The organism is Devosia sp. CN2-171, assembly GCF_049354815.1.
GTDB lineage: Bacteria > Pseudomonadota > Alphaproteobacteria > Rhizobiales > Devosiaceae > Devosia_A.
Map to the genome: position 1 here is coordinate 4,100,130 of NZ_CP186479.1, position 13,532 is coordinate 4,113,661.

A 13,532-nucleotide genomic window follows, 5' to 3' on the forward strand; every position below is an offset into this window, starting at 1 on the left:
GGGCGGGGCGCTGCTCATTTCAGCGGCGCATTCCCGTGCGTAATCCCCGAAGCTTGTTCGACTGGAGGCAAGAGCGCCGGGCGCCGCGTATTTGGGCCCGGCGCTTTCTTTTTGTCGAAATCTTGCGTTATTCCAGTGTGATGTGACCTCCCGCACTGACCCGGAGCATGCAAACGTGACTCGACCCCACTCTCGCGGATCGGCCCTGCGCCCCGCGATCATTGGCGCGCTGATGGCTGCGACCGTCGCTCTGCCGGCCCTTGCGGCCGGTAGTCTCAACCCGGTTCCGCCGGCCGATTTGCCGCAGGAACGGATCCTCGTGGCGCAGAACAACCAGAATTCGGCGCAGCTGCTGGTTCGTATTCAGGAGCTCGAGGAAATCATCCGGCAGCTCACCGGGCGCGTCGAGGGGCTGGAGTTCCAGCTCACCCAGATGCAGACGCAGCTCGCCAAGCAGGCCGAGGACAACGAGTTCCGCTTCCAGCAGCTGGAAGGCGGTGCTGGGGGAAAACCGCAGGCGGCAGCGCCAACTGACGGCGTGACGCCGTCCGATACGCTGCCGCAGACTCCGGCTCCTCAAGATACGACAGCCGCCGCGCCCGCCATGGATGCTCCGGCCATGGACGCACCCGCGATGGATGCACCGACGGCCGAGCAGCTCCCGGCCGACGTGCCGCCGCTCGCCAATGGCGAGCCGATGGACAGCCTCGGCGATTCCTCCGACCCGCTGTTGCGCGGCGGCATCGACCAGCTCGGTACCATGCCCGAGGACGATGCGCTGAGCCTCGATCCGGGCCGGCCGCTCGATCTGTCGCTCAACAGCGGGCCGATCTCCAACGGCGACGCCAAGGCCCAGTACGACGCTGGCTATGATGCGATGACGCGCGGCGACTATGCTTTCGCCGAGGATCAGTTCAGCCAGTTCGTGGCGCTCTACCCCGATGACCCGCAGGCCGCCGACGCCATCAACTGGCTCGGCGAGGCGATGATCCAGCGGGGCGCCTATACCGACGCGGCGCAGGTGCTGGCCGACGGCTACACCAAGCACAAGGATAGCAAGCGCGCCCCGGACATGCTGCTGAAGCTGGGCGTGGCGCTGGTCGGCGCTGACCAGGTCGATGTGGGCTGCCGGACCTTCTTCACCCTCAAGCAGCGTTTCCCCGACCTGGCACCGGCGTTCCAGCAGCGGCTCGCAGAGGAGCAGCAGAAGGCGCAATGCCCGGTCACGAACTGATCGACAGCGAGGCGATCTTCTCGCCGCTCGGTGCTTTCAAGCGCATCGGGCTCGCCGTTTCGGGCGGGCCCGACAGTCTTGCGCTGTTGTTGCTCGCCGCCGACTATGCGCGCCGGCACCAGCAACCCGATCGCTTCATCGTCTATTCCGTCGACCATGGGCTGCGGCCCGAGGCTGCCGACGAGGTCTCGTTCGTCCTCGCCATGGCGGCGCAATATGGGCTGATGGCCCGCGGGCTGAAGTGGGAGGGGGATAAGCCCACCACCGGCATCCAGCAGGCCGCACGCGCCGCGCGCTATGCGCTGATCGGCGCCGCAATGGCCGAGGACGGTGTCGAGATCCTCGTCACCGCGCATCACCTTGGCGACCAGGCCGAGACGGTGCTGATGCGCCTCGCCCACGGCAGCGGGGTCGAGGGCCTGCGCGGCATGGATTATTTCGCCGAGGTCGGTGGCGTCATGCTGGTCCGGCCACTGCTCGGTATCGAGAAGGCGCAGCTGCAGCGGGTCATCGCGGCGGCGGGGCTCGCGCCGGCGGCTGATCCCTCGAACAATGACAGCGCCTATGAGCGTGTGCGCTGGCGGCAGATGCTGCCGCAACTGGCGGCGATGGGGCTCGATGGTCGCCGCCTCGCGCGCTTTGCCGACCGGATGCGCGACGCGGACGCGGCGCTCGACGAAATGGCGTCAACCGTCCTCTTCGAGCACGATCAAGTTACCGGCATCCGCACCCTTTTGCGCGAGGCGCTGCAGAAGGCGCCGCGTGCCGTCGCCATTCGCGCCTTCGGCAACCTGCTGCAGGCAACCGGTGGCGGGGGCAAGCCACACGACCTCGCGCCGGTCGAAGTGCTGGTCGATCGCCTTAGGGCCGATCCGGCCCTTAAGCGGACAAGTTTGCATGGTTGCCTTGTCTCGAGCGACGGCACGACGATTGTCGTCGCCCCCGAGCCCGGCCGGTCGGGCAAGGCACAGTCGCGCGCCGAGCCGGGTAATCCCGTGACGCGGAATTAACCGGAAGAGCGGAAGCTCACTCGACTTTTCGACTAAAGGGCCGCACCAGTTTCGGCCCTGCGCAACCTTGTAAGGCCCGAGGGCGAGGCCTACATTCGCCCTAACTTTCCGGCTCCCATGCGGCCGGCTTCAGGACAGGATGATGAACGTCAATTTCCGGAACTTCGCCATCTGGTTGGTGATCTTGTTTATGCTGATGGGCCTGTTCCAGGTCTTTCAGTCGTCGACCCGCGCCATCGCGGTGTCGGACAAGACCTACAGCCAGTTCATTTCCGACGTGGACGCAGGCAGCGTCAAATCGGTCACCATCACTGAGAATGTCGTTTCGGGCGAGCTCAGCAATGGCACCAAGTTCGAGACCGTCCTGCCGCCTGGCGGCGAGGTGGTGGCGAATGTCGTCCAGCGCCTGCAGGACCGCGGCGTGCTGACGTCGGCGCACCAGCCGGAGTCGAGCCCGTTCTGGGGCATGCTGCTGACCTCGTGGCTGCCGTTCCTCGTCATCATCGGCGTGTGGTTCTTCTTCATCCGGCAGATGCAGGGTGGCGGCCGCGGCGGTGCGATGGGCTTCGGCAAGTCGCGCGCGAAGCTCCTCACCGAGACGCAGGGCAAGATCACCTTCGAGGATGTCGCCGGCGTCGACGAGGCCAAGCAGGACCTCGAGGAGATCGTCGAGTTCCTCCGCGATCCGGGCAAGTTCCAGCGGCTGGGCGGCAAGATCCCGCGCGGCGTGCTGCTGGTCGGCCCTCCTGGTACCGGCAAGACGCTCATCGCGCGCGCCGTTGCCGGCGAAGCGAACGTCCCGTTCTTCACCATCTCGGGTTCGGACTTCGTCGAAATGTTCGTCGGCGTGGGCGCCTCGCGTGTCCGCGATATGTTCGAACAGGCCAAGAAGAATGCGCCCTGTATCATCTTCATCGACGAAATCGACGCCGTCGGCCGTCACCGTGGCGCAGGCCTCGGCGGTGGTAACGACGAGCGCGAGCAGACGCTGAACCAGTTGCTCGTCGAAATGGACGGCTTCGAGGCGAACGAGGGCATCATCCTCATCGCCGCGACCAACCGTCCGGACGTGCTCGATCCGGCGCTGCTGCGTCCCGGCCGTTTCGACCGCCAGGTCGTGGTGCCGAACCCGGATGTGCAGGGCCGCGAGAAGATCCTCAAGGTCCACGTCCGCAAGGTGCCGCTGGCTCCCGATGTCGATCTCAAGGTACTCGCCCGCGGTACGCCCGGTTTTTCCGGTGCCGACCTGATGAACCTCGTCAACGAGGGAGCTCTCCTTGCGGCCCGCCGTAACAAGCGCTTCGTCACGATGAGCGAATTCGAAGATGCCAAGGACAAGCTGATGATGGGCGCCGAGCGCCGCACCCTCAGCATGACCGACGAGGACAAGAAGCTTACCGCCTATCACGAGGCCGGCCATGCGCTGCTGGCGATCAAGATGGAAGCCTCGGACCCGATCCATAAGGCCACCATCATCCCGCGCGGTCGTGCGCTGGGCATGGTGATGCGCCTGCCGGAGCGTGACCAGGTGTCGCTGACCCGCCGCAAGGCCTTCGCCGACATGGCGGTGGCCATGGGTGGCCGTGTCGCCGAAGAGGAAATCTTCGGCTACGACAAGGTGACCTCGGGGGCCTCGGCCGATATCAAGATGGCTACCGGCCTCGCCCGCGCTATGGCGACCGAATGGGGCATGTCCGACAAGCTCGGCCCGCTGCTCTACGGCGACGCACAGGACGAAGTGTTCCTCGGCCGCTCGATGATGCAGCGCAACACGCACATGTCGGACGAGACGCAGAAGGTGGTCGACGAGGAGATCAAGCGCTTCGTCGACGACGGCTACAAGACGGCGCAGAAGGTCATCCGCGACAATATCGACGACCTGCATACCATTGCCCAGGCATTGCTGGAGTTCGAGACGCTGACCGGCGACGAGATCCGTGGGTTGATGGAAGGCAAGACGCCGATGCGGCCCGAGGACAATGAGCCAGCGGTCAAATCGACCGGTGTGCCGACTGCCGGCAAATCCGGCAAGAAGCGCCCCGACGCCGACCCAGGCACCGCGCCCGAGCCGCAGCCGGGCAGCTGAACGATCAAGGGCCGTCCCGATGGGGCGGCCCTTTTTCTTTTGGGGGATGGATGGAGTTCAGACGGGCCTCGCTGGGGCAGGACGCGGCAGCGTTGCGCAACAGCAGCGTCAGGGTGATGGACTGCATCACCGATACCATGCGCCGCGTCGACGCATGCGAGCCGATGGTCCACGCGCTGGTTCCCGAGCCAAATCGGCACGAGCGCCTGGCGCGGGAATCAGCGGCGTTGGAAGTGCGCTATCCGGACCCGCAGACGCGACCGCCGCTGTTCGGCATTCCCGTTGGCATCAAGGACCTGTTGCGGGTCGACGGCTTCCCAACACGCGCCGGTTCCTTCCTGCCGCACGCGCTGTTCGACGGGGCGGAGGCATCGATCGTCGGACGGGTTCGCGAACTGGGTGGACTGATCCTTGGCAAGACCGAGACCGACGAGTTCGCCTATAGCGAGCCATCGGTGACGCGGAACCCGCGCAACCTCAAGCATACGCCCGGCGGCAGCAGCGGCGGCTCTGCGGCGGCGGTGGCCCTGGGGCTGACGCCGCTGGCACTCGGTACGCAGACCTTGCGGTCGATCGTCGGGCCGGCGTCGTTCTGCGGCGTTGTCGGCTACAAGCCCTCGTGGGGCACCATTCCCGCCGACGGGCTGATTGAGATGTCGCCTTCGATCGATACGATCGGGCTGCTGACGCAGGACGTGGAAAGCGCGGTGCTGGCGGCGGAACTGCTCACCGGAATTGCGCCTCGGGCCCCGTCGCGGCGGCCGGTGCTCGGCATCATCGAGGGGATCATGCGCAGCAGCCTCGAGGAGGTCGCGGAGGCCGCCTATGTCGAGCAGATCGCCCGCCTCGAGGCGGCTGGCATAGAAGTGCGTCCGGTCCAACTGCTCGAGGACGAATGGCTGCGAGGTGTCACCATGCGAAGCATGGCGGTGCTGCATTACGAGATGGCGGAGGTGCATCGCGACTGGTTCGCAACGCACGCCCACCTCTACCGCAGCCGCACTGCACAGGCGATCCGAGGCGGGCAGGGGGTGGACCGGGCTGATTACGAGGCAGCCAAAGCCTTCATTCCGGAATATCGCGACCGGATCGCTGACCTCATGGACCGGCACGGTATCGACCTCTGGGCCTTACCAGGGACGAAGGGACCGGCGCCAGAAGGCTATCACGTGACCGGTTCCGTCGATCTCACGGGAACCTGGTCCTATGGCGGGCTCGCGAGTTTTGTGCTGCCGGCTGGGAAGGCGCCCAACGGCTTGCCCCTCGGGCTGCAGTTCATTCCGAGGTTCGGCGGTGACGCGGAGCTGCTCGGCTGGATGCCGAGCGTTGGGGCCGTGTTCGAGACGTAACACGGGTAGGGCAGTGGTGGCGGCGCAACACCCACCGCCTCACCCGCCTCCCAGCCCCACATCCGCCGTGATCCCCCGGTTAACGAAACGGCACCAATCTCTTTCGTATCCTGGGGACTCGGCGCTAGAAGAGCGCCACACCCATCCGAGGGCTTCACATGGCGCGCAAGTATTTCGGCACGGACGGTATTCGCGGTCTCGCCAACGGCGAGAAGCTCACACCGGGTCTGGCGATGCGCGTCGGCATGGCGGCCGGCCTCAAGTTCGTCAACGGCGACCACCGCAACCGCGTTGTGATCGGCAAGGATACGCGCCGCTCCGGCTACATGATCGAGAGCGCGCTGACCGCTGGGTTCACCGCCGTGGGCATGGATGTGTACCTGCTCGGCCCGATGCCCACGCCGGCGGTCGCCATGCTGACCCGCTCGCTCCGCGCCGACCTCGGGGTAATGATCTCGGCCTCGCACAATCCGTTCGACGATAACGGCATCAAGCTGTTCCGCCACGACGGCTACAAGCTTTCCGATCAGCTCGAGAGCGAGATCGAAGAGCTTATGGACACCGATATCCTGTCGCGACTCTCCACCGGCCGCGAGATCGGCCGGGCGCATCGCGACGAGGCGGCCCAGACCCGCTATATCGAATATGCCAAGCGCACCCTGCCCAAGGGGATCGACCTGTCCGGCCTGCGTGTGGTGCTGGATTGCGCCAATGGCGCGGCCTACAAGGTGGCGCCAACGGCGCTGTGGGAACTGGGCGCCGAGGTCTTCACCATCGGCAACGAGCCCGATGGCTTCAACATCAACGACAAGGTCGGCTCCACCGCACCGGAGGCGCTGATCGGCAAGGTCAAGGAGCTGCGCGCCGATATCGGCATCGCGCTCGATGGCGACGCCGACCGCGTCATCATCGTCGACGAAAAGGGCGAGATCGTCGATGGCGACCAGTTCATGGCCGTCATCGCCCAGTCCTGGCATGCGCGCGGCGAGTTGCGCGGCGGCGGGCTTGTTGCCACCGTGATGAGCAATCTCGGCCTCGAGCGCTACCTCGACGGCATCGGCCTCAGTCTAGAGCGCACCCAGGTCGGCGATCGCTATGTGCTCGAAGCCATGCGCGCCAAGGGCTTCAACGTCGGCGGCGAGCAGAGCGGCCACATCATCCTCACCGATTTCACCACGACCGGCGACGGGCTGATCGCGGCACTGCAGCTGCTCGCGGTCGCCAAGCAGGCGGGCAAGCCCGTATCGGACGTGTGCCGCCGCTTCGCCAAGGTGCCGCAGCTGCTGCAGTCGGTGCGCTACAAGGACGGCAAGCCGCTCGAGCACAAGCTGGTGCAGCAGGCGATCAAGGAGAGCGAGGCGCGCCTGGGGCACGGCGGTCGCCTGGTGATCCGGCCATCCGGCACCGAGCCGGTTATCCGTGTGATGGTCGAGAGCGACGATGAGGGGCTGGTGGCCGCGATCGTCAGCGAGATTGCCGCTACCATACGCAAGGTTGCGTAGGGGAACGAACGATAGCGTCACGCCGCCCTAACGGGTCGGCCTGTCATTGTAGCCCCGTGTCCCTCTTGAGTCGGGCACGGAGGCAATGGGGCCCCGGCCGTCGCGACCACAGCCGGGGTTCTCCCTCCGCTCAGGAGCACCTCACCCCACCCGCCGTTCCCGAAGTCCTGAAAGGCTTCGTTAACTGTTACTGTTCAGCCGATATTAGGGTTACCCGTTAGGGTTAAGCGGCTTTTAAGAACTCTTGCGCATAGTTGCCACACTCGACTGGTCGTCGTGGTGGCAACAAGGACTCAAACAATGCGCAAGACTTTTGCTTCAGCGTTGGCGGCAGGAGCCGTGCTGCTGATTGCCGGCCCCGTCGCTGCGGCCGACATGCCCGAATATCCGGATATCCCGCAGGTCGACTACGATATCGGTGGCTCGTTCTATCTGCGCGGCAGTGCCGCGCTGAATCTGCACTGGGCGCCCGAGGTGGTGCACCCGTGGCTCGACGAGACCGACGAGGTTGTCGAATACGGCTATGGATACAGCTGGGGCGCGGGCTTCGGCTACGAGACCGGCACCGGCCTCCGCTTCGACGGCACGATCGATTCGGTCGAGACGACCGGCCTCAAGATCACCAAGGATGATGGTGACCCGGACGACGGCGACTACACGCTGATGCTGCGCTCCACCGTCGCGCTTGCCAACGTCTACTACGATTTCGGCCTCGGCGGCGACTGGGGCTATTCCTCGGGTGCCGGTGGCGCGTTCGCCTATGTCGGCGCCGGTGTCGGTGCGGCGTGGAACCACGCCGAAACGAACTCGCCCTGGGGCGTCCCGGTTCCGGTTCCGACCGGCACCAATGTGAGCGCCGCCGCTGCCGTCATGGCCGGCGTGGGCTACGATATGGGCACCTGGGTCGCGGATGTGGGCTATCGCGGCCTCTACATCAACCAGATCAACAACGCCCCGACCGATCCTGAGAGCGAAGGCTATTACGAGATCGACAACAACTGGATCCACGAACTGCGCGGTACCGTCCGCTACCGGTTCGACTGATCCCCTCCATCACGACCAGTTTACTGAAAACGGCGCCCAGAAGGGCGCCGTTTTTGCATTGTGATGTCAGGCTCTTGTCAGACTCTGCTACGCATAACCACGTAATGGAAATCAAGGGCTTTGGAACGCTGAGCGTCGAAGGGGAAATTTGCACGGAGGTGCAGTTCTCCCTTGTCACCGGCGAAGGTTTTGCGGCGGGCCGGGGAGAACTCCACGGCGATGCGGCCGTGCTGGCGGCGGCCTATCAGGCCGGCAGCACGGCCCTTCATTTTGTCGAGTGGGGCGATCCGCTCGAGGTGATGCTGGTCGCGGCGCCGGACGGCGAAGTGGCCGATTTCGTGCCGATCGGGGAATCGCCGCGCTACTGGGACGAGTAGGCGGGACTCAGCTAAAGCTCCGGCATGAACCCGCCGAGCCGCACCATCGAAGGCCAGACCCTCGCGCGCACCGATATCGCCGCCCTTGTGGGCGGGGAGCCGGTGCGGCTCCTCGAATGCGAGCTGGAGGGGGTGGGCATCGGTAAGCTCGACCTCACCGGCTGGGTGTTCGAACGCTGCCGGCTCGGCCGCACCGATTTCGGTGGCACGACGCTCGAGCTCACGCGCTGGAGCAACTGCCGCGGCGGCAACGCCATATTCCGCGGCGCCAATCTCGAGGACGCGGCCTTCAGCTCCTCGGACTTCAACAATGCCAGCTTCCGCAGCGCTGTCCTCGCTTCGACCGGGTTCGAGGATTGCAAGCTGACAGGGGCGGATTTCACCGATGCCCGGATGCTCGATGCCCGCTTTGCCAACACGCTATTGGTCTCCGCACGGTTGCCGGGGCTCGATCTCCGCAAGCAACATCTGGTCGGCGTGGACCTCAGTTCGGCCGACCTGGCGAACAGCGATTTCCGCGATGCCAGCTTCGAGCAATGCAGCCTGCGCGAGGCCAACATCGAGGGCGCGCGGTTCGAGAACGCGGACCTCCGAGGCGCCGATCTCGGCGGCCTCGACATTCTCGGCAAGCCCGGCCGTTTCCGCGGCGCGGTGATCTCGGCGGCGCAGGCGGAGGTGGTGCTCGGCCAGACGGGGATCAAGGTGCGGGCGCGGTAGGGCCGTCTCTATCGGCTAGTCGCCCAACTGGAACCGCTCAAATCGTCCAAGTTCTTCTTCGATGAGACGCTTGTGCTCGGCGGCGTTACCCTTGCCGATCCAGTGCCAGGATTGGATCAGCATTTTGCCGGCGGCGCGGTCCGTCTTCAGGTCCATTGCCGCCACCACTTCGTCGCCCACCAGCACCGGCAGGGTGAAGTAGCCGAACTGGCGCTTGGCCTTGGGCACGTAGGCCTCAAAGACGTGGTCGTAGCCGAAGAACAGTTTTAGCCGCCGCCGCTGAATGATCAGCGGGTCGAACGGCGAGAGGATGTGGACGAAGGGAGGGCCCTCGGTGGCGGGCGGGCTCACGGCTTCCGGCCGGGCATAGTGGATGGTGGGATCGTCGCCGACGGTCACCGGCACCAGCTTCTTGGTCCGCACCCGCGTCTCGATGAGCTTCGCCATCCCCGGCGTGAAGCGGAGCTTGGGGTGCATCACCGAGGGGCCGCTGATCAGGCCCTGCGAGGTCAGAGCCCGCTCGATCAGGTGCTCGTCGATCTGCCGCGGGGTCGCGGCGCGTGGCCGCGGCGGCCAGCCGAAATGGCGGTCGATCAACTCGTAGGTCTTCACCATGCCGTTGCGCCCGGAGATGACCAGTTCGCCGGAAAAAAAGCCGTACTGCAGCACGCGCTTACTTGGCTTGCGGCTGGCCCAGGGATGGTCCTTCTCGACCAGCTCATCGTCCTCGACGTCGCGGATCGACATGGCGCCGTCCTTGCGGATCTGGCGCAGCAGCTTTTTCAGGTCGTTCGGATCGGCATCGGCGTACCAGCGCATCGGCACGGAGCGATGTTGACGCATCTCGTCGAGATAGAAGGGCAGGTCGCGCACCGGGACGTAAGCCAGCGCATGCGTCCAGTATTCGAACACCGATTTGCCCACGCTCTGCGCATGCGTGAGGTCGGCGCGCCGGTAGTTCGGGATGCGACTGAACAGGATGTGGTGGTGCGCGCGCTCGATGACGTTGATCGTGTCGATCTGCACGTAACCCAGATGCTCGATCGCCGCCTGCGTTGCCGCCGGACCATCGCCGAACGGCGCGCGCTCGTCGAGGTGCTGGGCGCGCAGCCAGACACGGCGGGCTTCGGGGATGGTGAGGGCGATGGGCTTCTTCATGCTGACAAGCCTAACGCACCACCCTGCCAGGCCGTGTCAGGCTTTGTTATTTCTTCCACATGGCAAGTAGCCCAGCGCCGACATCGACACGCGGCGCGGCCGGAGCGATGCCGTGGATCGCGGCCGGCTTCACCGCCGGCCAGAACATGTCGTCGAACAGCGGCAGCATGGGTTTGGTGATGAAGCGGGTGCGCTGGGCATAGACGTGCTTGTCGCCATAGGGCGTCTGCTGGTGGACGTAGAAGCGCTGCGGCACGATCAGGTGCAGTTCGTCCTTGGCGCGCGTCATCGCCACATAGAGCAGCCGGCGTTCTTCCTCGAGCTCGTGCGTCGAGCCGGTGCCGAGGTCGGAAGGGATGGCGCCATCGACGACGTTCAGCACATGCACGTTTTTCCACTCCTGCCCCTTGGCCGAATGGATGGTGGAGAGGATCAAAAAATCCTCGTCGAGCAGAGGGACGCCGGCCTGGTCCGAAGTGGCGTCGGGCGGATCGAGCGTCAGCTCGGTGAGGAAGCGCTCTCGGCTCGGGTAGCCCGAGGCGATCTGCTCGAGCTGGTAGAGGTCTTCCTTCCGCACCTCGGCATCGTCGTACACCGCCTCCATCAGCGGCTCGTACCACATGCGGGCGCGCAACAGCTCGGCCGGCCAGCCGCCACCGCCTTCGCCGAGGTGCCGCACGGCCTCGATGAAGCCGGGCCAGCTTTCCGAGCCGCGCGGCGGCGCCGGGGCGTTGATGAGTTCGAGCAGCGGGTCCGCGCTCTCCGCCATCCGGTCGAGCACCTTGCCCGCCGCGCCGGGACCGATGCCGGGCAATAGCTGCAGCACGCGGAAACCGGCGACACGGTCGCGCGGATTGTCGACGAAGCGCAGCAGTGACAGCATGTCCTTCACATGGGCGCTGTCGAGGAACTTCAAGCCGCCGTATTTCACGAACGGGATGTTGCGGCGGGTCAGTTCGATCTCGAGTTCGGCCGAGTGGCTGGACGTGCGGAACAGTACTGCCTGCTGCTTCAGGACCGTGCCACCCTCGCGGCAGGCGAGAACGCTTTCGACGACGTAGCGGGCCTGGCCCGGCTCGTCCTTCACCGTCACCAGCCGCGGCTTCTCGGTGGCGATGCGCGAAGTCCAGAGGTTCTTGGTGAAGCGCTCGGAGCTTTCCGAGATCACGGCATTGGCGGCTTCGAGGATCGGCTGGGTCGAGCGGTAGTTGCGATCGAGCGTCACCATCCGCGCCGCCGGGGTGAACGAGCCCGGGAAATCGAGGATGTTGCGCACCGTCGCGGCGCGGAACGAGTAGATCGACTGGGCGTCGTCGCCTACCACCGTCAGCCCGTCGCCCTGTGGCTTCATCGCGAGGAGGATCGAGGCCTGCAGGCGGTTGGTGTCCTGGTACTCGTCGACCAACACATGGTCGAAGCGCGCACCGATGTCCTCGGCGATCGCGGGCTCCCGCATCATGGCGGCCCAGTAGAGCAGCAGGTCGTCGTAATCGAGCACTTGCTGGCGCTGCTTCTGCTCGACATAGGCGGCGAACAGGTCGCGCAGCTCGTTGGCCCACATGGCGACCCACGGGAAGTGCGTCTTCAGCACCGGCTCGAGCTCGTCCTGCGCGTTGACGACGCGTGAGTAGACGGCGAGGCAGGTGCCCTTGGTGGGGAAGCGTTTCTTCGCCTCCGAGAACCCCAGCTCGTGGCGGATGATGTTGATGAGGTCGCCCGAATCCTCGCGGTCGTGGATCGAGAACCCCGGCGTCAGGCCTATCTGTTCGGCATGCTCGCGCAGCAGCCGCGCGCCGATGCCGTGGAAGGTGCCGGCCCAGCTCAGCGCATCGGTGACGACGCCGGCCTTGGCCCCCATCACCTGCGCCACCAGCCGTTCCACCCGGCGCTGCATCTCGCCCGAGGCGCGGCGCGAGAAGGTCATCAGCAGGATGCGGCGCGGATCGGCGCCATTGACGATCAGGTGCGCCACCCGGTGCGCCAGCGTGTTGGTCTTGCCTGAACCGGCCCCGGCAATCACCAGCAGCGGCCCGCCCAGATGCTCCACAGCCAGCCGCTGCTCGGGGTTGAGCTTGTCGAGATAGGTTTGGGCGGGGGCAGGCTGCACGCGAATCGATCCGGAACGAGATGGGGATCAGGAAGCATTATTCGCGGTTTGTTCGCAATTCACGCTCACGGAATGGGCGATTGCCGGACCTCGGTTCCGGACCCGTACGACGCCGCAGGCTCCGATACCGCGGAGGCCTTCTCCTTGGTCGTCCAGGCTCCATCGCGCCACTCGCGGACCGTTACGGCGATCCGGCCGTTCTCGATATCGATGAGATTGTAGGCGTTCGCGTCGCCGCGCAGCCGTGTCGAGATGGTCGAGGATGCCTGTGCCACGAGAATAGGAGCGTGGGCGGCCTCACGGAGCCCCTGCGGCGCGTCCTCCTTCACAACCCTGGGGCCGCCGTGCTGACGGACATAGGACAGGTGGAAATGGCCGGAGAGGACGAGCCGCACACCCAGCCGCGCGAAGGTTTCGAGGGCGAGGTCGGCCCGGCGGACCAGCCGCATTGGCTTCTGCACATCACCTTCCGGCTGCATCAGCGGGTGGTGGGCGACGATGATGCGCAGCGCGGTGGGTGACGTGGTAGCAAACCGCTGTTCGAGCCGGGCCAATTGCCCGCGGCTGAGCGAGCCGTGGGCCCAGTTCAGCTCGGCGCGCAGCCGTCGCGAAGTCCTGAGGCCTGCCACGACGATGTCGCCGAGGTCGAGGGTCGGTTCGAGTTCGTCAGCGATGTAGCGCCGGTAGAAGCCATAGGGATCGAGGAAGCGCCGCAGCACATTGCGCGCCGGCACGTCGTGATTACCGGGAACGGCGAAGAACGGGGTTTCGAGCGTATCGAGGAAGGCCCGCGCGGCGCGGAACTCGGCCTCGGTGCCAAGCTGGGTGAAGTCGCCGCTGACGATGACGAGATCGGGCGATTGCGACGTGAGGTCGGCCATCAGGCCGCCGGCGAGTTGGGCGTCGTGATGGCCAAAATGGAGGTCGGAGAGATGACAGATGCGCATG

The 13,532-nt window shown here is 65.7% G+C and carries 11 protein-coding genes; 8 read left to right on the forward strand and 3 right to left on the reverse strand.

The window, feature by feature from the left end:
- Window positions 1-232 precede the first annotated feature (232 nt).
- The 8 genes from ybgF (at window position 233) to ACOYW5_RS20385 (ending at window position 9,319) form a co-directional block, all read left to right on the forward strand.
- Window positions 233-1,234 (forward strand): tol-pal system protein YbgF, encoded by a 1,002-nt coding sequence (ybgF, locus tag ACOYW5_RS20350; protein WP_423066697.1) that lies wholly within the window; start codon window positions 233-235, stop codon window positions 1,232-1,234.
- Window positions 1,216-2,244 carry a tRNA lysidine(34) synthetase TilS gene (gene tilS / locus ACOYW5_RS20355; RefSeq protein ID WP_423066698.1) on the forward strand — a complete coding sequence of 343 codons (1,029 nt, stop codon included), beginning with the start codon at window positions 1,216-1,218 and terminating at the stop codon, window positions 2,242-2,244. Before ybgF ends, tilS begins: the two co-directional genes overlap by 19 nt.
- A gap of 142 nt (window positions 2,245-2,386) precedes the next feature.
- Window positions 2,387-4,330: an ATP-dependent zinc metalloprotease FtsH gene (ftsH, locus tag ACOYW5_RS20360; RefSeq protein WP_423066699.1), complete on the forward strand. Its 1,944-nt coding sequence runs from the start codon at window positions 2,387-2,389 to the stop codon at window positions 4,328-4,330.
- A gap of 50 nt (window positions 4,331-4,380) precedes the next feature.
- Window positions 4,381-5,679 carry an amidase gene (locus tag ACOYW5_RS20365; protein ID WP_423066700.1) on the forward strand — a complete coding sequence of 433 codons (1,299 nt, stop codon included), beginning with the start codon at window positions 4,381-4,383 and terminating at the stop codon, window positions 5,677-5,679.
- A gap of 158 nt (window positions 5,680-5,837) precedes the next feature.
- Entirely contained in the window at window positions 5,838-7,181 is a 1,344-nt protein-coding gene (gene glmM / locus ACOYW5_RS20370) for a phosphoglucosamine mutase (RefSeq protein WP_423066701.1), read from the forward strand.
- Window positions 7,182-7,481: 300 nt separating this feature from the next.
- A complete protein-coding gene (locus ACOYW5_RS20375) occupies window positions 7,482-8,225 on the forward strand; it encodes a hypothetical protein (protein ID WP_423066702.1) in 744 nt (247 codons plus the stop codon).
- Window positions 8,226-8,329: 104 nt separating this feature from the next.
- Window positions 8,330-8,602: a hypothetical protein gene (locus ACOYW5_RS20380; protein ID WP_423066703.1), complete on the forward strand. Its 273-nt coding sequence runs from the start codon at window positions 8,330-8,332 to the stop codon at window positions 8,600-8,602.
- Window positions 8,603-8,626: 24 nt separating this feature from the next.
- On the forward strand, window positions 8,627-9,319 hold the full coding sequence (locus tag ACOYW5_RS20385; RefSeq protein WP_423066704.1) for a pentapeptide repeat-containing protein: 693 nt from the start codon (window positions 8,627-8,629) through the stop codon (window positions 9,317-9,319).
- A 15-nt stretch (window positions 9,320-9,334) separates the two neighbouring features.
- On the opposite strand, the gene ACOYW5_RS20390 is transcribed toward ACOYW5_RS20385, so the two are convergent.
- The 3 genes from ACOYW5_RS20390 to ACOYW5_RS20400 form a co-directional block, all read right to left on the reverse strand.
- Entirely contained in the window at window positions 9,335-10,477 is a 1,143-nt protein-coding gene (locus tag ACOYW5_RS20390; RefSeq protein WP_423066705.1) for a winged helix-turn-helix domain-containing protein, read from the reverse strand.
- 46 nt (window positions 10,478-10,523) lie between these two features.
- A complete protein-coding gene (locus ACOYW5_RS20395; protein WP_423066706.1) occupies window positions 10,524-12,584 on the reverse strand; it encodes an ATP-dependent helicase in 2,061 nt (686 codons plus the stop codon).
- Between the two features lie 65 nt (window positions 12,585-12,649).
- Window positions 12,650-13,531 (reverse strand): metallophosphoesterase family protein, encoded by an 882-nt coding sequence (locus tag ACOYW5_RS20400; RefSeq protein ID WP_423066707.1) that lies wholly within the window; start codon window positions 13,529-13,531, stop codon window positions 12,650-12,652.
- Window position 13,532 lies beyond the last annotated feature (1 nt).